This window comes from Marinobacter sp. UBA2688, from assembly GCF_002352785.1.
In the GTDB taxonomy this organism is placed as follows: Bacteria; Pseudomonadota; Gammaproteobacteria; order Pseudomonadales; family Oleiphilaceae; genus Marinobacter; species Marinobacter salarius.
The window spans coordinates 290,497-312,974 of record NZ_DELU01000007.1; the positions used below are offsets into that span (position 1 = coordinate 290,497).

Sequence of the window (22,478 nt, forward strand, 5' to 3'; positions counted from 1 at the left end):
GAAGGAAAAGCCGGCATTGTACAGGTTTGTGGCCAAAACCGTGAGACAGCAAAAACACGGATAAAAAGCGCTTGCCTCAACGGCCCAGTGCGGGCAGCATTTCACCCTCGGTGATCGCAACATGATCCTCATTCGAAAAAAGGAAACACACCATGACACAGGCAACCGCGCGTCACATCCTTGTAGACAGCGAAGCAAAATGTGAAGAACTGAAGAAAGCCATTGAAGGCGGCCAGGACTTCGCGGAAGTGGCGAAGCAACATTCATCCTGCCCCTCAGGCCGCAACGGCGGCGACTTGGGCGCTTTCGGCCCGGGCCAGATGGTTCCGGAATTCGACAAGGTGGTTTTCAGTGGTGAAGTGAACAAGGTGCTCGGCCCGGTGAAAACCCAGTTCGGCTACCACCTGCTGGAAGTGACCAGCCGGAGCTGATGGCTTTAAACCTGCCAGCGTACCGGCCCGCCCGCAATACCCAGATACTCCGGTATCTGGCTTTTGCGGGCATGATTCTGATTGCCCCTCTGTTTTTTGTCGGCGGCCCCGGTTGGTCCGACGGGCCGTTGTTCAAATCAGCCTGGAATCTCGGGCATATTCTGTTCTTTGCTCTGCTGACCCTCGCCATTCAGCCCTGGCGGATCTGGACGGGCTGGACTCTCTGGGGCATCGGCACACTTGCCGTACTCCTGCTTGGCACCGGTATCGAACTGCTACAACACGGAACCAGCCGCCAGATGGACTGGCAGGATATCCTACGCAACCAGGTGGGCGTATGGACCATCCTGGCCCTGCGGCCACGGGCCTCACTCACCCGGAAGTCACGGCCGGTGGTCTGGCCACTGAGGCTCATCGTGGCTGCGCTACTGGCCGCCGAAATCGGTGCCACGGCAAGGGTCGCCATTCAGCAGTACCACGTCAGCCAACTGCTGCCGGCACTCTACGACTTCCGCCAGCCAGATCCCTCACCATTCTGGGATGGCGTCATAGCGCCCGTAACCGACCATGCCATAGACACCCACAAGCGCGCACTCAGGATATCCCTGTCCACAGCGCATTATTCCGGAGTTTCCCTACACAATTTACCCGAAGACTGGCGCGACTATGACCGCCTCGTCATCGACTTGTACAACCCTCAGGACCACCCATTGCCGATGATTTTGAGAATCAACGACATGGAGCATGACCTGGGCGACAACAACTACAATGACCGCTTCAACACCCGCCTTCCCCTGACTCCCGGACCCAACCAATTCAAACTGGACCTCGACAGGATCAAGGCAGCCCCCGAAAGCCGATCAATGAATATGCAGGCCATCAGACGGCTAATTCTGTTCACGGTTGCGTTGCCGGAACCCAAAACCCTCTATCTGCGTGACATTCGGCTGGAATGACGGATCATCATCCCTGGTCTACTATCAAAAGGAGAAGCGTCCGTAAGGTATCCCCTTGCCTATTTGTGCAGTATCTTTGCGTAGGCGATTGCATGAAAGCTTTAAAAGCGTATTTCGTTGCGCTGGTTGCGTTGTGGTCAACTCTGGCATTAGCGAATGATGGTGAGCGACCATTGAGCATTAGCGTTGGCGACTGGCCTCCTTTTTTCGTGGAAAGCGAGCCTGGTCAAGGCACAGTTGCACGGCTGGTCAGGGACATCTTCGCTGCGGAAGGTTACAAAGTGGAGTTTCACTTCCGGCCCTGGAAACGCGCTTACCGGGAAGCCGCAATTGGCCAGCACGACGCCACTGCAATCTGGATGCACACCGCCGACCGACAGAAAGATTTTATCTACAGTGAACCGGTGATGAACGAACGCTTCGTGCTGTTCTACCGCAAGGACACGCCCATTGAATGGAACCAGATGCAGGACCTTGCCAACCTTAAGCTTGGAGGAAGCATCGGGTACAGCTACGGCCCTGAGTTTGATCGTGCAATCGAGAACGGGATTCTGAACGTGGAATGGGTCGCCTCCACGGAACTTAATTTTCGCCGCCTGCTGTTTGGCCGGATTGATGCTTTCCCGGAAGAAATCAACGTCGGCTACTACATTCTTCGCCGGGAAACAGACCCACAGGAAGCCCGCCGGATTACCCACCACCCGGAGCCCATTCTGGAGAATCAAAGCTTCCTGCTGTTTCCAGCCAACGAACCGGGGACACAAGCCCTGCTAGAGGCATTCAACAAGCGCCTGCAGATATTCCGTGAAAATGGCCGCTATGACACCTACTTTGAAACCAGGCCCCAGGCATCACTGAACAAAGTGAGGTAAAAGCCGGCTGAACTCAGTCGAGCCGCCAGGGATTGGCCGTCAGCGGTTCACCACCATGCTCGCCCACCAGTACCGTATCGCTGCAACCCATGCCCCATTGCCCCGGAATCCTGAGGCATATGGGCAGGTGGAACACCATTCCCGGCTGGAACACCGTCGACTCTCCCCGGGCTATAAAACCGGAGCCCTCCACCCATGAAGGAGGAAACTGCGCCCCCACCGTGTAGCCAAACACCCCGGAGAAAAACACCTCACTGGCCAGTGGAGCCATAACCTGCTCCGCAGCCCTGGCGGCGGAATCGAAGGTTCGGCCTGGCACCATGGACGCCTTGAGGACATCCACCACGCGACGGCAGCCGTCAAAAACGGCCCGCATCCTGGCCGAGGGATGACCCGCCACCAGCGTACGCATCATCGGTGCCGTGTAACGTTGCCAGGCAGCACCAAACTCGAGGAACACCGTATCACCGTCTTCGATCCTGCACCGCTTGTGATTGGTATGGATGACACTGCTGCGCAGCCCCACCGTTACGATAGGCTGCATACTCATAAACTCACTTCCGCCCGCCAGAAGGCTTTCTGCGCCGATGGCCGCTATGTCGTTGTCGGTCATCCCGGGGCGGATGGCCGCTGCCGCGGCTTCGATGCCCTTCCCCGTTATGCGGGCGCTGTGCCGCAGGCAATCAATTTCGGCCGCTGATTTCACAATTCGGATGCTTTTCAACAGGCCTGAAGCATCCACAAACTGTGTGTCCGGGAGTCGCTGTTTGAGCCCTTCCAGGACCCCCTGGCGGAGCGAGCCATGCCAGTAGTCAACGCCGACCTTTCCGCCATGCCCTATCAGCGCGTGTGCCAGGGGATCCAACACATCGCCCACGCCTTCCCAACGGTAACCGATAACGTGATCGACCCGTGTGGTAACCATGGCGGGACCGGTTTCGATGGAGGGTACTTGAAGGGTAAGCGTATCGGCGGTGACCACCAGGGCGACGTGAACGGAGACTTCAAAGGTACTGTAACCGGTCAGATAAAACAGATCGGACGGGTCGGTTAACAGAACAGCTCCGAGACCGTCCGCAAGCATCCTGGCGCGAAGGTGTTTGAGACGCTGCTGGTACTCCGCCTCAGGGAAGGGGCATTCCCGGCCCCTGAGTTCGGTGGCCAGGGTTTGCTGGTAGGCATTGAAATCCATGGGGCCGTCTCCGTTACGGAAAGTGACTACTGGAGACTGGACCCAAAACAGGGGCTTTTCAATCTTTCGCGGTGTCACCGCCGATTAAAAAAGCGCCCCAACTGGTTCCCTATGGACTCCACAGGGTCCGTGATCGAGCGCTGAACGCTGTTGGTAACCACGCGGGTGAATGCCGAGCCGGCATCACTTTCGAGAAACTCGATGTACTTCTTCAATTCGGAAGAGCTGAGATCCTGATAGGTGTAGAGGTAGCCATCGTAGACCTGCTGGGCGACCATGCCCCGCAACATGCCACGCTGGTTCTCGATCTGTTGCTGAAGCTGTTCGAAGGTTGGGCCTTTGCTACCGTTGAACGCTGCCATGGCAGAGGCTAAACCCAACTGGACAGCGACGGTGGTATCCACGGCACTCTCCGTTGCACGGGCAGCCCGGTCAAAGCGGGTAAACAGTTTGGCCCTTTCGCTGCCCTTGTATTCCTCCTGCAACGCCGCGGCATTGGCTTCTACCTGCTTCCAGGAGTCGGGGTTGGAGGCGGCCACCTCGGCCTTGGAAATTTTCTCCGCCAGCGGCGTTTCATACCAGGCCAGTACCGAGTTCAACTGCCCCTCGCTGAGCCCCTGGTCCAGGCCCTCGACCAGCCGCGCGCGAATCTCGGCAACACTGAACGCATTACTCACAACACTGCTGATGGTGTTGGCAACAAACGGCTCAACCCGCCCGCTTTGTTTCAGGCCCTGGCGGATGCCCTGGCTCATCATCGCCGGGTACTGGGCGACAACCTCATCAATGGGCGACACCCGGAGCACCGAGTCCGCCAAAGGGCTTGCGGTGGCAGAACCACAGACCAGCAAAAGAAAAAGTAATGCCGGTTTAACTTGGGATAGTGTGCGCATGAACCTAGTATCCTCTGATAACGAGGGTCTGTTATGCCATGGAGCTGGCGAGAGCTGCAAGCAAAGCCGGCCAGTAACAGATGACCATTTTGTAGTGTGGAGTGACAGGGCCCGGTCCCGCCCATGAAGAAACGCCGTAATCGACCGAAAAACAGACGACCTGGACGACTTGGACGACTTAAAAGCAACCGGGTGAAAATCTGGAAGTCCCGAATGCGGTGGTATGGCCTGCCAACACTGGGCTTGGGGCTGGCAATCGCCATTGTCGCCATCATGCGTTTCAGCCTGCTGGAGCCAGACCCACCGGCAAACCCGGACGACGTCTGTGAGATCTTCCGTGAGCATCCGGTATGGTACGACTATGCCAGCCGTTCACGGGAGCGCTGGGGCACCCCGATTGCAACGCAGATGGCTTTTGTTTACTACGAATCGTCGTTTCGCAGTCATGCCCGTCCACCACGGACCCGCCTGCTGGGGTTCATTCCCTGGCGCCGGCCAACATCCGCCTACGGCTACGCCCAGGCGCTCGACCCGGCGTGGGCCGAGTACCTGGCCGCAAACGGAGACGGTCTGTCCGTGGTACGAACCAACATGAAATACGCACTCGATTTCGTGGGCTGGTATAACCACCTGACCCGCAGAGAAGTGGGCATTCCTCTCACCAGCCCCGAGAAACTTTACCTCGCCTACCACGAAGGCAGGACCGGCTACCAGCGACAGAGCTACCTCGCCAAGCCGGAGGTAAGGTCATTGGCCACACGGGTCCAGAACCGGGCCTTCCGCTATGACCGCCAGCTCCAGACCTGCGAGGAAGAATTCCAGTGCTGGCGTTTCTACCAGTTCTGGCCCTTCTGTGGTGACTGGTAAGCCCAGACAATGATTCGGCGTCAGCTCTCGCCTTCCACCTGGGGTGTCAGTTGGGTCAGCCTGGCGGTCAGGAACTCCATTACAATCCGTACCCGTGCCATCTGTTGCGTGTCGTGGTTCACCATCAGCCACAGGTCAACGCCCTCGCCTTCAAGTGGCTCCGACAGGCGCGTCAGCTCCTTGGTACTGTCGCCCAAGTAGCAGGGTAATGCCGCCAGCCCTGCCCCGGCCCGCGCCAGGGCGTGCATTGCCTGGAGACTGTTGCAACGGATGATGGACGACGCGTTCTTCAGGTGCTTGCGATACCACCGCCCCGTCGCCAGGTGGCTGAAGCTCTCATCCGGCAGAATCCAGAGCGCCTGCTCCGGCGAATGCTCAAGGTCCAGGTCGGTATGACGCTTACGGTAGCTGGTAGCAGCGTAGATGGCCGACTCGATCGTGCCTATGCGCTCCCCTTCCAGTGTGGCCTGGGGTTTGTTTACCGGACGCAGTGTCAGGTCTGCCTCGCGGTGGCTCAGGTTCAGCACATCGTTGTCGGTGAGCACTTCCAGTTCGATGTCCGGGTATTCCCGGACGAGCTCTGCAATCATCGGACTGATAAGGGCATTCACCATGGTGTCGGTGGCCGCCAACCGGACCTTACCGACGGGCGCTGAATCCTGCCCGACCAACTGCCGTTCAAGATTTTCCATATCGGCGGCCAGCCTTTCAGCTTCGCGGAATGCGGTTTCACCCACGGGTGTGAGTTGCAGACCATCCCGGTTGCGCTCAAAGAACTGAACGCCCATCTGCTCTTCCATCTGATCCAGGCGACGAAGCACCGTGGTCTGGTGAACGCCCAGTATCTCACCGGCTTTGGCAAGGGTTCCCCCTATTGCCAGGGCGTGTATATATCGAAGATAATCCCAATCCATAGATACTGCATATTTGCAACGTGAGTACGGAGTTTAACGTATTTAAACTGCAAATACGAAGCCGTAAACTTCTTTATATAGTCAGCTAACCAATATTTTAATCCACCAGATAAGGAGGAAGGCGCTATGACTCAAGACCATATCGCAACCGTACACCCGCTGCCGTCCAGTATCCTCCACAACAGTACTGAGGTCAGGCGCCAATATACCCGTGCAGCTGCAAAGCAAGCCGTACAGGTTATCAGCCGGAAGATGAATTCCTGGAGAAAGAGGGCAGCAACCGCGTCGCCGGAGATGCCCCAGATGATGCAGGGCGAGCACTAAGCCCGTCCCTGTATGGGAAAGTAAGGGAAGACAGATTTCGAAAACACCGGTGGCCCTGGATATCCAGGCTCACCGGTGTTTTCGTTTTGGGGATCAGAACTCCCAGATCACCTTTTGCTTCTTGCCAAACCACTCGTCCATTTTGCGGTTGTAGAAGTCCTCGATCACATTTCGCTTGATCTTCATGGTGGGTGTGAGCATACCGTTTTCCATGGTCCAGGGTTCTTTCACCACCACCACGAACGCCAGCTTCTCATGAGCCTCGCACCCACTGTTAACGGCGTCCAGCTCCGCAGCCAGCTCCCTCTCCAGCTCATCACGACTGCCTCCTGCTTCCAGCGCTTCCCGTGCTTCTTCGGATAACAGTACCATCAGGCAGGGCTGAGGTTGGTTGGCTCCCGCCACGCACACAACCTCTGCCTTGGGATGATTAAAACGGCTTTCGATGGGCACTGGCACCACATACTTGCCCTTGGAGGTTTTGAAAAGATCCTTCACGCGGCCAGTGATGCGCAGATACCCCTCGCTGTCGATCTCTCCCATATCCCCGGTTTTAAGGAAGCCATCCTCGGTAACGTCCTCGCGGGTTTTCTCTTCGTTCTTATAGTAGCCCAGCATCTGGCCGGGGCTCTTGACCTGCACTTCGCCATTCTCAGCCAGACGATGCTCCACACCAGGATTGGTGACACCCACGGTACCCACCTTGGCCCGGCCCGGGCGATTGGCATGAGAATAGCCGAAGTTTTCCGACATCCCATACACCTCCAGCAGCTCCAGCCCAAGGTTCCTGTACCAACCAATAATTTCACCCGAGAGCGGTGCCGCCCCCGTGAGGGCCGCACGGCAGTGATCCAGGCCCAACTGCTTCAATACCTTCTTTTTCACCAGTTTGTTCAGTACCGGAATATTGAACAGCACCTTCTGCTTCTTCGGCGGCAACTTGCTGTTGATGGCCAGGTAGAACTTCATCCACAGCCTGGGCACCGAGAAGAACAGGGTCGGCCGGGCTCTTTGCAGATCTTCCTGGAAGGTGTCCAGGGAATTGGCAAAATACAGGTGGAATCCGTAATAAAGCGACTGGGTTTCCACCGCCGCACGTTCAGCAACATGGGCAAGAGGCAGATAGGAAAGCATTCTTTCATCCTGGGTGACAGGGAATATCTGCTGCAGCCCATCGGCGACGGAAATCATGGTGCGAAAACTGTGCATAACGCCTTTCGGGCGACCGGTGCTTCCAGACGTATAAACCAGGGTGGCCAGGTCATCAGGGTCCGGCAAGCTGGGTTCGGCCGGCTGCTGCTGGGCGATAACGTCCAGCCATTTCGGCGTGTCGTCCCGGGGCGACATCGGCAAAGAAATAACCGGCAGGTCTCTGGGAATGTGGCCCTTGATATCGTTCCAGCCGTCCGCCTTGCCGTCCAACTTCCCCAGGAACAGCAGTTTCGCTTCACTGTGCTCCAGCACATACGCAGCTGTCTCACCATTGAGCGTCGGATATAGCGGAACTGAAACGTGGCCGGCAGCCCATATGGCGAGGTCTGACAGGATCCAGTGCGCACTGTTCTTGCCAAGAATGGCGACATTGCTGCGTTCCGGCAGGCCCAGTGTTGCCAAGTGAGCCGACATCCGGGACACCTGGTCGGCGGCCTGTTTCCAGGTAATGTCTTCGGTGGTGCCATCCGGAAATGGCTGGGTCAGGTATACCTTGTCGGGGGTTTGCTTTGCCCAGTAATACAGGCAGTGGAGGGACGTTTGCTTGTTGCTGTCTGCAGCCATCAAGGGCTCCTTATTGTTGTCGTCTTTTCTGACGTTATTTTTGGGCAACTAAAGCATAGTACCTGTATTTCCCGTTTCCTCAAGCCTGGGCGATGGTGACGGGCCAGCTGGCCCACACGGACAACTCCCGGCCTTTCGCCCGACAGGATTGCAGGGTAACCTCCCGGATCGCGCCAGATAACATTGCCAAATAAGGATGGGTTTCCCCATGCAAGAGTTCATTCTGTACCACTACGCCATGTCGCCTTTTTCCGAAAAGGTTAGGGCCATGCTCGGCTACGCCGGCCTTTCCTGGCAGTCTGTTATCGTCCGGGAAATGCCGCCCCGGCCTATGCTTTCCGCGCTGGCGGGTGGTTACCGCAAAGTTCCCGTGGCCCAGAGTGGCGCCGATGTGTTCTGCGACAGCCGCGCCATCGCTGACGAAATCGCACGCCTGAGTGGCAAACCGGAATTGAGCCTGGCCAACCAGCCGCAAGCAGTCATCGACTTTGTGCACACCACGGACCTTGAGGTGTTTCTTGCCTGCGTGATTGCCGCCAGCGATGGCCGCATGCTGCGAAAGCTGATCCGCGACACGTCGCTGCTGAACGCCTTACGCTTCCTCAAGGACCGCATCACCATGGGCACAAAGTCCCGCGTGAAAGCGGTACGAGGGCCGCAGGCAAAAGCCAAGGTTATGGCGCACATCGAAACCATGGAGTCGATGCTGGAGAAAGACTTCTTGTTCGGCGATACTCCCTGCATCGCTGATTTTTCGGCCTACCATGGCCTGTGGTTTGTCTGCGATCTGGCGGGCAAACCCTGGCTGCGGGACGCTCCCAACGTGGCAGCGTGGCTGGAGCGAATGAAAGCCTTCGGACACGGCAAACCTAGTGAAATCACCGCTGACCAGGCATTGGACATTGCCCGCAATGAAACGCCGCGAGCCATTGAGTCTGCCGGTGGTAATGAGTTAACAGGAAAGAATGTCGAAGTCGCACCCGATGACTACGGGCGCGACCCGGTCGCAGGACGCCTGGTGTTCGCAGATGAGCAAACCCTGACTCTGGAGCGTTCCCACGCGCGTGTCGGGCAGGTCCATGTCCACTTCCCGAAACAGGGTTATGCAATCAAGCCGGCCTGATGCCTCAAGCCGGCTCGCCCTTCTGGCCGGCACTTTCGAAAGCGGCCAACACTGACGACAGGAAATCATCCATTAACGAGCGCGGCGCGGGTTTGTTTTCGCCGCCCCGCTCGTCCTGGAGCCGCTGGATATCGTCCAGCAGTTCCTGCATGAGCCCTTCCATTGCCTGAAGGTCCATGCCTTTGGCAACCGACTCCTGAGCAAGCCCCTGGATATCCCGGGCGAGACTGCCAAGCGGTCGCAACTGCATGTTTGCGGAGGGCTCGGATGAAGGCTCACGGGATACAGACTCGTAAGCAGCGGCAGACACCATCCGGGTAGCAGAGAGGTTCAGGCTGAAGCTCGCCAGTTCATCCCCGCCCAGTCTCAACGACTGGGCCGCTTGAAAGGCACCCTGGATATCGCCGTCGAAAAAACGGCCAGACACTTGCTGCACTTTGCCAAAAAGATCCGCGAGCGCGGCCTTCTCGCCGTCATCCAGACTGCCCTCCACCGAGAACGCATAACGCCCCGAAAACAGGCTGGCCGAGCGTACTTCTTCAGACCGGACGCCATCACTCTCGCGGGCACTTGCCGACATTGCCGAGTAGCGTTGCTCCTCCATGCGAACGGTCACACGGTCGCCGTCACGGGTGGTGACCTCAAACGCAAAAGACTCTTTGCTGGCGCTCTCCACCATCGCCGCTGCTACCCGGCTCTCTGACGGCATCCCGTTTTGCAGATACCGCGACTCCAGATCAGACAAACCGTCCTGGATGCGCGTGAAGCTGTCGTCGATATCACGATTCAATGTGTCCGTCATCAACCCCAGGGCTTCGATCTGCTCCCGCGCCTCGGAGAACCCCTGCTCAACACCACGGCGTGCATCGGAAAGCAGGCCTGCCAGGCGCTCCGAGTCTGCACCGGCAGCCGCTTCCTTTTGCAGGCGCTGCTGGACGAAGCCCAGCACGCGGCTGGCCACGTCGGCGGCTGTCGGCGGTTCGAATCGATTTCGGGTGGAGGCAGATGCGTCGGGGCCGGATGCCCCGAGTCGTTGCTGAAGCTGTTGTTCAAGCCTGCTTCGAAGTGCGTTAATAGCATCCTCGGGCGTGCGGATCGCCCCCCTGCCCTGTTCCCGGACCTTGGTAGGCTCGGGGGCATTGTTTGTCGACCGGCTTCCCGATGGCTCCGCGCCGGAGCGACCTGGCATTCCGGAACCGGGAATATTAATTGGAGAAACCATACCCTCACCCCTCATCAGCGCTGTCTGCAGGCAGGACATGGGATGCTTCCGCAGCCTGCCCCTGTTTATCGGCAGACCGGCGGCAGGCATTAAGAACGTTTCGGTATTAGCACCAGATGATTAGGCAATTCGTTTTTCTCGCGGGTTGCGGGCAACTGCTCCCGCAGGTGCTGGCCGCAACTTTCGATGCAACCGAGGAAGCCGGCCAGGGTATCGCCACTGCGAACCTGGTTGGTAAAGGTGCCGACAATCTCTTCCCAAACGCCGTCGCTGACCTTATCGGCAATGCCCTGATCCACCAGAATTTCAACATAGTGTTCCGCTTCCGAGACGAAAATCAGCATGCCAACGCCGCCCTGGGTGTGATGAAGATCCTGCTCCAGGAATTGCCGCCGGGCCATGTTGGACGCCCGCCAGAAGCGAACAGCCTTTGGAACCAGATGATGCCCCACACCCGGAAACCGAAACAACAGGCATAACAGGATAAAGGTCACCCACTGAACCACCAGCAACCAGTCCGCGCCCAACGAACCGGTAAAGTAATTGATCGCTCCGGGCACCAGTAGTGCAATAACCCCGGCCCAGAGCAGAGGGATATAGGAATAATCATCGGAGGCTGCGGCAAGAACCGTTACCAGTTCCGCGTCGGTCTCACGCTCCACCTCTGTGATGGCCGAAGCCACCTGTTGTTGCTCACTGTCTGTTAGTAACGTCATGTTCGTTCCGGTGTTGCTGAATCAATAGGTTCGCTGTCTACTCGCGTTGAGTCGCTGGTTTACCAACCGCCGGAGGCACCACCGCCGCCGAAGCCACCGCCTCCGCCGCTGAAGCCACCTCCGCCAAAACCGCCGCCGCGACCTCCACCAAGACCACCAGCGAGCGCACCGGCCAGCAGGGCACTGCGGCCACCACGGCCCCCGCCGACACCGCCTCTAAAGAACGCAATCAGCACAATGACGAAAAACAGGATGCCCAACGCCGGATGGGGCCGATCGTCTTCGGCTGCCTGGCGACTGGACTTCGGAACCGCAAGTGGCTCACCACCCAATACCTGAACCATGGCCGCAGCACCGTTGGCAATGCCGGTGGCAAAATCCCCCTGCCTGAACGCCGGGGTAATGATCTGATTAATAATCGTGGCGGATGTGGCGTCGGTCAGTCGACCTTCGAGGCCGTAGCCAACCTCGATGCGAATCCGCCGCTCATCCTTGGCTACCAACAGCAACGCACCGTTGTCTTCACCTTCCTGGCCAATTCCCCAGTGACGACCCAACTGGTAGCCAAAGTCTTCAATGGCATAGCCCTGAAGGTTCGGCAGCGTCACCACAACCACCTGTTCGGTCGTTGACTGCTCGTGGGCCTCAAGCATCTGGCTGAGGCGACGTTCAACTTTGGCGGGCAGCATGTCGGCGCGGTCCACCACGCGACCGGTCAGGTCGGGGAAATCAGGAGTGGATTGCGCCTGGGCATTGGCCTGGCACAGCACAATCAAGGCCAGAAAAACGATAACGGGGTGGAAACGAACAGGCATCAGAACTCCACCTGTGGCGCTTCCTGGGCATCGGGGGTAGTGGCCTCGAAGTTGGCCCTCAACTCAAGGTCGCTGTAAAGCATGCTGTGCCAGAGACGGCCTGGAAAGGTCCGGATTTCCGTATTGTAGCGTTCAACCGCCTGGATAAAGTCACGCCTTGCGACCGAGATACGGTTCTCCGTACCTTCCAGTTGCGACTGCAACGCCAGGAAGTTCTGGTTTGACTTCAGATCCGGGTAGCGCTCTGAAACCGCCATCAGGCGGCTGAGCGCACTGCTGAGTTCACCCTGAACCTGCTGGAACTGTTTCAGCTTCTCGGGGTTGTTGAGAATGCTTTCGTCGACCTGAATAGAGGTCGCCTTTGAACGCGCTTCGGTGACTGCTGTCAGGGTTTCCTGTTCCTGATCCGCAAAACCTTTCACCGTTTCAACGAGGTTCGGCACCAGATCCGCCCGCCTCTGGTACTGGTTCTCCACCTGCGCCCAGGCTGATTTAACCTGCTCGTCATACGTTGGAATGTTGTTGATGCCGCAGCCGGTGAGCAGCATGGCCAGCAAGGCCAGAGCAGCAAGCTGAAAGGGCGTTCGGCCTGGGCTGGCCATGGGTCGGTCGTGCATAGCGTATCGGTTCCTTGATGGTGGGTCTGGTCATCGTCGGCCTAAGACACTATCACATTTTTCCGCCCGACATCTGCCGCCCAGGCGGCCGAAAACACTGTATACATATACAGATGCCTTAAGTATACTCACCGCAGATTCAATGAACCCCACCAGACACGACAACGTGCGGGAACACACTGGAGAACGTCATGGCCGTACAAGCGCTGTATTACTCGGAGAGGGATGGACTGGAGATGGCACTGAAACACCCCGACACAATGCTCTTCTCGTCCAAAGCGGAAGCCGATGCCCGGGACAAAGTCCTGGAACTGGCCGAGGAAATCACCCAGTTTCTACAGGCGCGAGTTGAGGGCCTGGATGAAGCCATGGCGGAAAAAGCGGCACTCGCCATTGCCGAGGAAAAGGACCTGTTCGCCAAGGCCCTGAAAAAACCCTCATTGCTGAACGAAACCACCGACGCATAACCCAGAATGGGCGGGGAGGCGCTCATTCACCACACGCCTCCCCGCCTCGGTACGTCTGCGCGGATCAGTCTCCCAGGGGATTGATATCCCCAATAAACCTCAACATATCCGCCATGGTGAAGGTTCCTGGCGTGGCTGCCGGCAGGGATGGTTTCCAGTCTTTGCCCTCCTGCCAGAGGAACGACTGCTGATCACCGTGGATCAACCCCACGAACACCTCGGACACGATGGCTGCCCCAACCGGGCCCAGCCGGTCACCGGCCTCTTTCACCTGCGCTTCCTTCAGGATGTAGTACCACAGCGGTGTTGACTCATGCAGCCCCTGGCGCTTGGCTTCCTCGCCATCCGGCCCGGTCGCAATTTCATCGGCAGTCAACGCATTGTCTACGCCCATTTCACGGGCCACATCCTGGCCGGAGGGCAAGCCCAGGCTCACGCCGCGCTTGAGATTACGGAAAGCCAGGTTACCGCCACCGCCCGGCAGATTATGAAGTTCCTCCACCAACAACGGGTCCAGTTTCCGCGACGGATTGAATGGCATCGACGATGGACGGTCAAGGTCGTGGAAGCGACGCCAGTCGATAATCCAGTTGCTGGGCAACACACTGACTGGCGTTGGCCCGGTGGGAGGCTGCGGTGCGAGATTTCCAATAATGTCCCCAGACAGTCCGGAGAACGCAAACAACAGATCAAAACCGGTATCCGCGAAGATTCGGTTGTGGCTATAGCGCTGGCGCACCATGCTGTGCCCCAAACGATAGGCCGCCACTGAAAACTCCACCGGCATGTAAGGGGTTTTCTTGAACCGGTAGTACTGCCGGCCATCGTTGAGAATTCGGTCGGTCGCACCTTCCCCGCACAGACGCTCCATCCAGTCGTGGAGCACCATCCACTGATAGTGGTAAGTCACGGTTTTCCTGGCTTCAGTCAGGAGCTGTTCAGCCGCTACGCCCTCGCTCTGCAGCTTGTCACACACAGCGTTATGGAACTTCAGGAAGGCCAGGTGGGTCTGCGCAACCAGCAGGTTTTCATCGTTGCGCGGGTCACCAATCAATGCCACGCCTTCCGGGCTGCGGGGAAGGTCGTTGGCAAAATCGCCGGTGATGCCACCAAAATCGACGTTGATGTTCCGGCCAATCACCAACTTGGGACCACGTTGCGAAGGGTCCGCCGGGTTCCTGGCATATAGATGGGGTGAGCCGTCAGGGCCGAGACCATAGACATTATCCAGGTCCAGCGCCGGGGTACGGAAGTTCTCCAGTCCCAGCGGGTCCCTTTTCTTATCGGACAAAGAGCTCAGATCGAGCGTGATGTCGTGGTCGACAAACTGGCCAAAGTAGGTGTAACCGCCCGGAATGCCCGGATTGTCCAGTGAACTGTCCGTCGGATCGGGATCCAGCATGGCTTCCGCCAGCGCCTGTAACTTGTTATCTGGTACATCCAGGGCCGACAGGCCCGGAAACATACGACCAAACATGCCTGGGTCATCGTGGCCGGATAACTGGTCAAGCCCCTTGCGTGACGGGTGCCGTCCGCCCATGCCATGGCCGGGACACATGTTGACTTTCTTGTACGTTTTTTCGCTCGTTTCGAACGTTTCCTTGATATTCATTCCTCTCTCCCATTTGGACTATCAGGTCCTCAGACCGTCGAAGCCGCGAACAACGGCCAGGGCGTCGTGCCCTTCGCGACGAGCCCCAGGGAAATAGCAGCTTCCATGCCAGCGAGATATCGAGTGAAAAAACCGAACTACGGGTCCATCGGAATCCCATGCTCAAACAGGCAGTTAACAACACCAGCCAGGCGCATTCAGGACCGACAGCCAACATTGGACAACTTCCACGACCGCCGGAAAACAGCACGCCTGCATACATTGCTGACAGCGGGCGACGACGGAATTTTTTCAGGAGAGCACGAAAAAGTACGGATTTTAGATTTTTGCAGACAGGAGCCAACACAATCACTGCACTTTAAACACATTTACAGAGTTTTCTGGTTTGCTTTACACCCTACGTATCAAAATCTGACACTTTTTAGCCGAACGACCTTGGCGTTTTCCACTTCGAGCTCTAATGACCAGCCCCTATCTCAGCCCTAAATAGCATTGCCCCGTAAAATCAGCCACCTGAATGCGTACAGACCTGGGCGAGGAATCAACACTCAGACGATATGTCGCATATGCAAAGATGTTGAAACTCATTACAGCTTTTACAAACCATTTCCGGAAATACCGGTATCAACGCCTGAAACGCGTCTCCAGAACCACCGCCGAATTGGTTCGCTCCACACCCTCAAGATTGCCGATTTCGTCCAGAACCGCACTCAGCTCCTCCAGGGACTGAGCCTGGACGATGGCAATCAGATCATACTCGCCGCTGACAGAATACAACTGGGATACCTGGCTGATCTGTTCCAGGGCTGCGTTGGTTCGAGCCGTCAGCTTCTGGAAAACCTTGATCGACACATGGGCCTCCACCTGGGTTGCCGTGTACTCGCCCCCAAGCTCAACGGAATACCCGCGAATCACGCCACTCGCTTCGAGCTTTGCAATGCGGTTCTGCACCGTTGAGCGCGACAGGTCCAGTGCCCTAGCCAGGTCCGAGACACTGCAACGGGCATTCTGGCGCAGGTGTAATAGTAGCCTTTGGTCCTGCTTGCTGATCATATCGACATCATTCCTGGTCAAATTGCCATAATATATCATCATTTATCATTTTTTGACGCTACAAAATGGCACTACACCCCATCATACTGGCCCTGCCACTCTCCGCTTCCAGCGGTCAGCAGATGAGGACATGTCTATGATTATCCGCCCGGTTGCCCTCTCAGACCTCGCCGCTCTGCAGCAGATTGCCGTGGAATCCGGCCCCGGTTTCACCTCACTGGTCGATGACCGTGATTTCCTGACCCAGAAAATCCGTCATTCCATGGACAGTTTTAACCGCCATACCGGTACCCCAGGCGACGAAGGCTATCTGTTCGTGTTGGAAGACCCGGAAACCGGCGAAATCATGGGTACCACCGGTATTGAAGCCTCTGTAGGCATCCGACGCCCTCTGTATCATTATCATCGCAGCCAGGTCGTTCACCACTCGCCGGAACTGAATCTGCTCCGCCGACTGGAAGTCCTCAACATGTGCAATCATTACACCGGTTGCAGCGAGATCTGCACACTGTTTTTGCGGCCCAGGTTTCGGCGGGCGCACGCGGGCAAGCTGCTCTCCCGGGTTCGCTTTCTGTTTATGGCCCAGCATCCGCAGCGTTTTGCTGAGACTGTCATCGCTGAAATGCGGGGCATCTCGGACGAAGGCGGGCAGTCGCCCTTCTGGGATTGGTTGCGGACCCATTTCGTGGATCTTGATTTCAGCACGGTGACACGCATGGTGGGCACGGGCGACAACGGCTTTATCGCCGACCTGATGCCCCGACACCCGCTCTACACCCATTTGATGGACGAAAACGCCCGCGCTGTTATCGGGCAGGTACACCCGCAAACCCGTCCGGCGCTGGCCATGCTCGAAGCCGAAGGGTTCCGCCATAATGGTTACGTGGATCTGTTTGATGCCGGCCCGACCGTTGAGGCGAGACTGGCCGATATCCGCTCGGTATCGACGTCCGTCGGCTGCCGTATCCAGATTGTTGATGATGTGCGACCGACGCTCGAGGAATGGAACCGGGGTGGCCAGGGCCGACTGTTGGCCATCACCAATACCGAAACGGCGAATTTCCGCGCCACCGTCACCAGTGCTGCCCGATACCTGCCTGCTCACAATCTCCTGCAGGTACCGGCAGCACTGGCAAAGTCGCTTAATCTGCGCAACGATGGAGAAGTCCGTTTCATGGAACTTGCAGCCGCACAGAGCGGAGCTGCGACCACAGCCATTCCACTGCGCCAACAACAGGAGGCCATCCATGCACACCGATAGAGATACTTTGTTCCGCCACCTTTGGGACAATTACTGCGAGGTGACACCCTCGGCACAGGATATCCACCGGTTGCTGGATGACACCCAGGGCGGCGAAATTGTGAATGACCACATTGCCCTGCGTACCTTCAACATCGAGAAGGTAAACCTGGACAAACTGGCCGCGCACTTCCTGGCGCTGGGATATCACGAAGGCGGCGACTATCACTTCGACGCCAAGAAACTGTACGCAAAACACTACGAGCATCCAGATCCGACTGCCCCCAAGGTGTTCATTTCCGAATTGCTGGTTGATCAGTGTTCCGGGTCGCTGCAATCCATTGTGGAAGGCCTGGTGAGCCAGATGGACCCTACCGCCGTCACCCGGGACGACTTTCTCTATTCCGGTCGTCACTGGGATGTCGACCACGCCACCTACCAGACCCTGCTGGAGGAAAGTGAATACGCGGCCTGGGTAGCGGCTTGGGGTTATCGGGCCAACCACTTTACGGTGAGCATCAATCATCTCAGCCGATTCAAAACCGTGGCTGAAATCAATCAGACCCTCAAAGACAACGGTTACCGTGTGAACAGTTCCGGAGGTGAGATCAAAGGCTCTCCGGAAGAGCTGCTGGAACAATCTTCCACCATGGCGGACCGCGCCGACGTCCGGTTTACGGATCAGACGGCGGCCATACCAAGCTGCTTCTACGAGTTCGCACGTCGCTATGCCAAGCCTGACGGAGAGCTCTACAGTGGCTTTGTTGCCGCCTCGGCGGACAAGATTTTCGAGAGCACGGACAGCCGAACCTGAAGGACAAAGCCTTCAGGTCGTTACCAGTTCCTCACAGATGACCTTCAGGCAGGCTGGCCTGCATTGAGCACGAAGTGGTGTATCGCCGGCGATGTCCCCATCCATGGTGACCGTTCGGCGCGAACGGGTGGTGATCGACACGGTCGGGCTTTTGAGGTGAACCACTGTGCTGGTTCGTTTCGGAGAGTTACGGCTCAACCGCACCGTCAAAAAAGTCATGAAAAGCTGGAACAGCGAACGCGGCCTCACGGCCACGACATCCAATTGACCATCCCCTGCCGACGCCTGGGGAATCTCGTTGCCACCGCCGAAAAAGGCACCGGAGGACACCGCAATGGTCAGCCATCGCCCGGCTACGGTTCCCTTCTCGGTTTCGATGAGGCCATGGAAACCCCGATACACCCGCAGTTTCTGCAGCAACGCTACGCCATAGCTGAAGCGACCGAGAAGTCGTTTGGCGTCCGCCGACGACTCTCGAACCGGCAATGTGCCGAGTCCGATATGAGCCGCGTTCAGAAACAGACCGTTATCGGTGGTGGCTACGTCCAGCATACGGGTCCGTCCTGCCGAGACCAGATTGCAAACATGCTGGGGATCGTCAGGCAGCCCCAGGTTGCGGGCAAAATCATTGGCGGTCCCGGAAGGCAGAACCGCGAGGGTAGCGCCGGTATCGAGACAAAAACCGGCCGCCGCATTTACTGAGCCATCGCCTCCAGCCGCGAGGATGAAGTCCCTGGGGCCCACCTCTTCGGTCCAGCTCTTATCGTCAAGACTGCAATCCCGGATATCGACAATGCCCGCACTTTCCAGGTAATTTCGCCAGAACTCAGCGCCACGATTGTCCTTTTCCCCGGCGTTGGGGTTGGCCATCAACCAGTAAACCATTGCATACCGTCTTCCTGGGTCTGTTTTGGATTTTTGACGTACTAAGGTATAAGCCATGGTAGCGGAACTTGCCATCAACATGGTCAAGGTTTAACGGCGCTGTAACGCCGCCACCGACGAACTAAGGGAGACCGATGCTGGAAGATGTCAATGTTGTCTGGCTGGGGTCGATTGCCAGCCTGCTGGCAGGCCTTGGGACAGGTGTCGGCGCCCTGGGTGTATTCCTGGTCAGAAAGCTCACGCCACAGCTGCAGGACGGCATGCTCAGCGCAGCTGCGGGGGTCATGCTGGCGGCGTCGTTCTTCTCGCTACTACTCCCGGGCATCGAATACGGCGAGGAGCTCACCGGCGCTACCTGGAGCGCCGCGTTGATGGTTATCGCCGGCCTTCTCATGGGCGCAGGCCTACTCTTCAGCATTCATCAGCGGCTACCCCACGAACACTTCACCCTGGGCCGGGAAGGCCCTGACAGCGCACGTATGCGCCGGATATGGCTGTTCATCATCGCCATTGCCCTGCACAACTTCCCTGAAGGCATGGCCGTTGGCGTCGGGTTTGCCGGTGGTGACATCGGTAATGGGGTGGCCCTGGCGGTGGGCATTGGGCTTCAGAACATCCCCGAAGGCCTGGCCGTGGCCGTCTCCCTGCTGGCCATCGAGCACTCACGCCTGAAATCCTTCGGGATCGCGGTGCTGACCGGGCTGCTCGAGCCCGTTGGCGGGCTTTTCGGCAGCACCATGGTATGGCTGGCAGAACCCATCATGCCGTGGACCCTCGGCTTCGCGGCCGGTGCCATGCTGTTCATTATCAGTGATGAGATCATCCCCGAGACCCATCGTGGCCGCTTCAAGACCCTGGCCACCTTCTCGCTTCTGGGCGGCTTCGTCATCATGATGTTCCTTGACGCCACGCTGGGTTAGCCGGGAAACAACACCCTCGCCATACCGATGCTGCTGACGATCAACAGCACAACGCCCAGCACCCGGAAGAAGATCGGTGTTTCCGCCTTCAGCATGCGGTCGTGAACGTAAAGCCCGATGACATGACCAATGGCAGCGCAGGGTAACAGCCACAGGTGGTGGATCAGCTGCAGGTCGACGCCCACCCAGATAAACGCCGCCATTTTGATCACCACCAGGATGAACCAGAGTGCGAACAGGGTGTCCCGCAGGCGCTCTTTCGGCAGATGCTGCGCCACAACGGCAATAATCAGCGGGGCACCAATCAGGGACGTACCACTGATGTAGCCGCCCACCATCAGAAACACCGCGTCCACAGTCCGGCTGCCGCTGCGAAAAGGCCGGTCAAGGATGTAGGAGATGGAGTACAGGGACACGATCACAAAGATAATCGTGCTCATGATCTCTGACGGCAGTGTGATCAGTCCGAACACCCCGATCAGCTTGGGCACGATCATGATCGCCAGAATCCGCCAGAGATAATGCCAATCGACCGTACCCACGACCGCCGCGCCATCATCACCCGTACCCGACGACTTGCGATTATTCATCCAGATGGTCAGGGAGGAAAACACCAACAGGTGCACTGCAATGATGGGCAGGAACACCAGCGGGTCGTCCAGCACCAGCAGCAGGAAAGGCAGTGAAAGCACCGCCCCGCCGAATCCCAGCCCGGAACGGACAAACCCGCTCCAGATAAAAATCAGGCCAATCAGGACATACTGGTACAACGCCAAGTCAGACATAGAGGTATCGAGGTTCCGGGAGCCAGGTTCGCGAATACAAAGGTGTATGAGCATACCTGCCGGGAAGCCCTTACTTCCAGTAACAAACTGGCTACTTTTCTACAACGGAAGAAATGACAGAAAGCGCCTAGTTTTTAATCAATGCTTCCGGTAAAGCCGCCGGACAGAATTTCCGACAAGAACAACAGCCAGGCAGGAGGTGGGCCCTTCTGCCCGTGGTAAATGGAGAACAGCCATGTCAGCAGCAGTTGATCATCTGGACGAACGGCTCCGGGACGACGGAGAATCACTTGAGGAGATCATGCCCTCAGCCATCACCCTGGCCATGATGTTGCGCCACCGGACGATGGCGTCGTGGATGCGAATCGAGTTTGACGGCTACAGTGATACTTCGGAACTCCCGCCCTACCGGCGCGATGTTCCCGGCCATATCGTGGCCCGCTCACCCCAGTATGGCTGGATCCCCGCCCCGGTCGACGACAAGCAGAAGCAGGACTTCGGCCATCGGGACATGCCAGAAGGCATCAAATCCCTGGAAAAAACCTGTATGGCCTGCAAGAAAGGCACGGGCCACCGTATTGTTTTCGACAAAGAGGAAATGGCCACGCTTCAGGCGCATATCAACCTGACCGCCGAACTGGCCATTACCATCAGCAGGGACAGCTATAACAAGCTGCTTCGCGTTGTTCGCTGCGCCCTGTATCTCTGGGAACAGGAACTCATGGAACACGGGCTCAGTGGAGACCACAATTCCTACAGCACACAGGAACGGGAAAAAGTTGCCCACCTCGATGACCCCGAGCGGTTCTGGCGCAAGGCGCTTGAGGATAACGCCGACCTGCCCATTCCCGACGTGCGGGAAACCGGGTTCTTCGAACGTTTCTTCGGGCGGACAGGCTGACACAGCCTCTAGCGTTTAACGGTCTGTCAGCTTGATCTCGATACGTCGGTTCTGTCGCAGCGCCTCGGCAGAACCGCCCGAAGCAACCGGGAAAAATTCCCCGAAACCGGCAGCTACCATGCGGTTCTGGGGAACGCCTGCAGAGGCAAGGTAGCGCACGACGGCGACTGCCCTGGCCGTGGAGAGTTCCCAGTTCGAGGGAAACGCTTCGGTATTGATGGGAATCCGGTCGGTGTGGCCGTCGATGCGCAGAATCCAGTCGATATCCTCGGGAATGGCGTCCACCACGTCCAGCAGCACTTCTGCCAGCTTGTCCAGCTCCTGTTGACCCTCCTGCCCAAGGCTGGCGGAGCCGGAGGCAAACAGCAATTCCGAAGGTAACAGGAAGCGATCGCCGACAATGCGGATGTTCTCGTTATCCTGCAGAATATCCCGCAGCCTGGCGAAGAACTCCGACTGATAGCGTTCCAGTTCATTGACTCGTTCGGCAAGCAATGTATTCAGGCGCTTTCCCACCTCTTCAAGTTCGGCTTCCTTCTCGGCGGTGAGGTCCTCCTGTAAACGCAACGCAGCGGTGATGCGGCCGAGCTGATCCTGCAGCGCAGCAATCTGGTTCGAAAGCTGCTGGATGATTGCGCGCTGGGAAGCCGTCAGTTGCTCTTCATCCTCCAACTCCGACTCCGCCCTGGCGACGGCCTTGCCAAGATCTTCAACCCGCAGGGCCTGGGCCTCGGCATTGTATTGTTGCTCCAACCGCCGGGCCTTCTCCTCCTCCAGCTCCTCACGAAGTGTATCGTTCAGCGCGAGGCTTTCGCTGAAGCGGTTCTGGACCGCAGCCATCTCGTTTTCCAGGGCGGCGGTCTCTTCCTGCTCAAGACCAAGCAACCGGGAAATTTCCTGCAAGCGGCTATTGAGCCTGGCCAGTTCCGAATCCCGATCCGAGAGGGTTTGCGACAGGTACAGCTGGCTGACCACGTAAATCAGCAGCATGAAGATGATCAACATCAGCAGTGCCGACAACGCATCGACGTATCCGGGCCATACGTTGATGCTGCTGCGGGTTCGACGCCGGGAACCGATCAT

General features: G+C 57.7%; 23 protein-coding genes and 1 pseudogene. 11 read left to right on the top strand and 13 right to left on the bottom strand.

What is annotated here, in order from left to right:
- Positions 1-146 precede the first annotated feature (146 nt).
- The 3 genes and pseudogenes from B3M52_RS02705 to B3M52_RS02715 form a co-directional block, all read left to right on the top strand.
- Positions 147-431 (top strand): annotated as a pseudogene (locus B3M52_RS02705) (peptidylprolyl isomerase); the annotation flags it as partial.
- Complete coding sequence (locus B3M52_RS02710) at positions 431-1,387, top strand: succinyl-CoA synthetase subunit beta (RefSeq protein WP_286748675.1); 957 nt, start codon at positions 431-433, stop codon at positions 1,385-1,387. The pseudogene B3M52_RS02705 and the gene B3M52_RS02710, both read left to right, overlap by 1 nt.
- A 92-nt stretch (positions 1,388-1,479) precedes the next feature.
- Positions 1,480-2,259, top strand: coding sequence for a substrate-binding periplasmic protein (locus B3M52_RS02715; protein ID WP_286748676.1), 780 nt, complete (start codon positions 1,480-1,482; stop codon positions 2,257-2,259).
- A 13-nt stretch (positions 2,260-2,272) separates the two neighbouring features.
- On the opposite strand, the gene B3M52_RS02720 is transcribed toward B3M52_RS02715, so the two are convergent.
- Both B3M52_RS02720 and B3M52_RS02725 read right to left on the bottom strand, forming a co-directional pair.
- Positions 2,273-3,451 carry a M24 family metallopeptidase gene (locus tag B3M52_RS02720; protein ID WP_286748677.1) on the bottom strand — a complete coding sequence of 393 codons (1,179 nt, stop codon included), beginning with the start codon at positions 3,449-3,451 and terminating at the stop codon, positions 2,273-2,275.
- Positions 3,452-3,525: 74 nt separating this feature from the next.
- Complete coding sequence (locus tag B3M52_RS02725) at positions 3,526-4,344, bottom strand: DUF2059 domain-containing protein (protein ID WP_286748679.1); 819 nt, start codon at positions 4,342-4,344, stop codon at positions 3,526-3,528.
- Positions 4,345-4,557: 213 nt separating this feature from the next.
- Between B3M52_RS02725 and B3M52_RS02730 the strand changes: the two genes are divergently transcribed.
- Positions 4,558-5,211 carry a lysozyme-like domain containing protein gene (locus B3M52_RS02730; RefSeq protein WP_075197031.1) on the top strand — a complete coding sequence of 218 codons (654 nt, stop codon included), beginning with the start codon at positions 4,558-4,560 and terminating at the stop codon, positions 5,209-5,211.
- A 20-nt stretch (positions 5,212-5,231) separates the two neighbouring features.
- Here B3M52_RS02730 and B3M52_RS02735 read toward each other — a convergent pair whose 3' ends face one another.
- On the bottom strand, positions 5,232-6,125 hold the full coding sequence (locus tag B3M52_RS02735) for a LysR family transcriptional regulator (protein WP_036209455.1): 894 nt from the start codon (positions 6,123-6,125) through the stop codon (positions 5,232-5,234).
- Positions 6,126-6,251: 126 nt separating this feature from the next.
- Here B3M52_RS02735 and B3M52_RS02740 point away from each other — a divergent pair, with 126 nt between their 5' ends.
- Positions 6,252-6,449, top strand: coding sequence for a hypothetical protein (locus B3M52_RS02740; protein WP_036209452.1), 198 nt, complete (start codon positions 6,252-6,254; stop codon positions 6,447-6,449).
- A 93-nt stretch (positions 6,450-6,542) separates the two neighbouring features.
- Here the strand turns inward: B3M52_RS02740 and B3M52_RS02745 are convergent, their stop codons facing one another.
- A complete protein-coding gene (locus tag B3M52_RS02745; protein WP_286748680.1) occupies positions 6,543-8,225 on the bottom strand; it encodes an AMP-binding protein in 1,683 nt (560 codons plus the stop codon).
- 208 nt (positions 8,226-8,433) lie between these two features.
- Between B3M52_RS02745 and B3M52_RS02750 the strand changes: the two genes are divergently transcribed.
- Positions 8,434-9,348 (top strand): glutathione S-transferase family protein, encoded by a 915-nt coding sequence (locus B3M52_RS02750; RefSeq protein ID WP_136633681.1) that lies wholly within the window; start codon positions 8,434-8,436, stop codon positions 9,346-9,348.
- 4 nt (positions 9,349-9,352) lie between these two features.
- Here B3M52_RS02750 and B3M52_RS02755 read toward each other — a convergent pair whose 3' ends face one another.
- Genes B3M52_RS02755 through B3M52_RS02770 form a run of 4 tightly spaced genes read right to left on the bottom strand, consistent with a single transcriptional unit; the run spans position 9,353 to position 12,703 of the window.
- Entirely contained in the window at positions 9,353-10,609 is a 1,257-nt protein-coding gene (locus tag B3M52_RS02755; protein WP_169052524.1) for a DUF5610 domain-containing protein, read from the bottom strand.
- A gap of 50 nt (positions 10,610-10,659) precedes the next feature.
- Positions 10,660-11,286: a TPM domain-containing protein gene (locus B3M52_RS02760; protein WP_036209441.1), complete on the bottom strand. Its 627-nt coding sequence runs from the start codon at positions 11,284-11,286 to the stop codon at positions 10,660-10,662.
- 59 nt (positions 11,287-11,345) lie between these two features.
- The gene (locus tag B3M52_RS02765) at positions 11,346-12,101 is read right to left on the bottom strand and encodes a TPM domain-containing protein (RefSeq protein WP_036209438.1); all 756 of its coding nucleotides are present in this window, start codon (positions 12,099-12,101) and stop codon (positions 11,346-11,348) included.
- Positions 12,101-12,703, bottom strand: coding sequence for a LemA family protein (locus B3M52_RS02770; RefSeq protein ID WP_164732149.1), 603 nt, complete (start codon positions 12,701-12,703; stop codon positions 12,101-12,103). The genes B3M52_RS02765 and B3M52_RS02770 overlap by 1 nt, the downstream gene beginning before the upstream one ends.
- A gap of 206 nt (positions 12,704-12,909) precedes the next feature.
- On the opposite strand from B3M52_RS02770, the gene B3M52_RS02775 reads away from it, so the two are divergent.
- Positions 12,910-13,185 carry a YebG family protein gene (locus B3M52_RS02775; RefSeq protein ID WP_007152627.1) on the top strand — a complete coding sequence of 92 codons (276 nt, stop codon included), beginning with the start codon at positions 12,910-12,912 and terminating at the stop codon, positions 13,183-13,185.
- Positions 13,186-13,249: 64 nt separating this feature from the next.
- Here the strand turns inward: B3M52_RS02775 and B3M52_RS02780 are convergent, their stop codons facing one another.
- The gene (locus tag B3M52_RS02780) at positions 13,250-14,797 is read right to left on the bottom strand and encodes a peroxidase family protein (RefSeq protein WP_228209896.1); all 1,548 of its coding nucleotides are present in this window, start codon (positions 14,795-14,797) and stop codon (positions 13,250-13,252) included.
- A 624-nt stretch (positions 14,798-15,421) separates the two neighbouring features.
- Positions 15,422-15,850, bottom strand: a complete 429-nt coding sequence (locus B3M52_RS02785; RefSeq protein ID WP_040474313.1) for an Lrp/AsnC family transcriptional regulator — start codon at positions 15,848-15,850, stop codon at positions 15,422-15,424.
- A 130-nt stretch (positions 15,851-15,980) separates the two neighbouring features.
- Here B3M52_RS02785 and B3M52_RS02790 point away from each other — a divergent pair, with 130 nt between their 5' ends.
- Both B3M52_RS02790 and B3M52_RS02795 read left to right on the top strand, forming a co-directional pair.
- The gene (locus tag B3M52_RS02790; protein WP_082040547.1) at positions 15,981-17,111 is read left to right on the top strand and encodes an arginine N-succinyltransferase; all 1,131 of its coding nucleotides are present in this window, start codon (positions 15,981-15,983) and stop codon (positions 17,109-17,111) included.
- The gene (locus B3M52_RS02795) at positions 17,098-17,904 is read left to right on the top strand and encodes a DUF1338 domain-containing protein (RefSeq protein WP_041334185.1); all 807 of its coding nucleotides are present in this window, start codon (positions 17,098-17,100) and stop codon (positions 17,902-17,904) included. Before B3M52_RS02790 ends, B3M52_RS02795 begins: the two co-directional genes overlap by 14 nt.
- A 12-nt stretch (positions 17,905-17,916) precedes the next feature.
- Here B3M52_RS02795 and B3M52_RS02800 read toward each other — a convergent pair whose 3' ends face one another.
- On the bottom strand, positions 17,917-18,789 hold the full coding sequence (locus B3M52_RS02800; RefSeq protein WP_286748685.1) for a diacylglycerol/lipid kinase family protein: 873 nt from the start codon (positions 18,787-18,789) through the stop codon (positions 17,917-17,919).
- Positions 18,790-18,923: 134 nt separating this feature from the next.
- Between B3M52_RS02800 and B3M52_RS02805 the strand changes: the two genes are divergently transcribed.
- Positions 18,924-19,709, top strand: a complete 786-nt coding sequence (locus tag B3M52_RS02805; RefSeq protein ID WP_213479508.1) for a ZIP family metal transporter — start codon at positions 18,924-18,926, stop codon at positions 19,707-19,709.
- On the opposite strand, the gene B3M52_RS02810 is transcribed toward B3M52_RS02805, so the two are convergent.
- A complete protein-coding gene (locus tag B3M52_RS02810) occupies positions 19,706-20,494 on the bottom strand; it encodes a TSUP family transporter (protein WP_075197021.1) in 789 nt (262 codons plus the stop codon). The genes B3M52_RS02805 and B3M52_RS02810 overlap by 4 nt on opposite strands.
- Positions 20,495-20,729: 235 nt before the next feature.
- Between B3M52_RS02810 and B3M52_RS02815 the strand changes: the two genes are divergently transcribed.
- Positions 20,730-21,395: a hypothetical protein gene (locus B3M52_RS02815; protein ID WP_075197020.1), complete on the top strand. Its 666-nt coding sequence runs from the start codon at positions 20,730-20,732 to the stop codon at positions 21,393-21,395.
- A 15-nt stretch (positions 21,396-21,410) separates the two neighbouring features.
- Here B3M52_RS02815 and B3M52_RS02820 read toward each other — a convergent pair whose 3' ends face one another.
- The gene (locus B3M52_RS02820; protein WP_041334182.1) at positions 21,411-22,478 is read right to left on the bottom strand and encodes a peptidoglycan -binding protein; all 1,068 of its coding nucleotides are present in this window, start codon (positions 22,476-22,478) and stop codon (positions 21,411-21,413) included.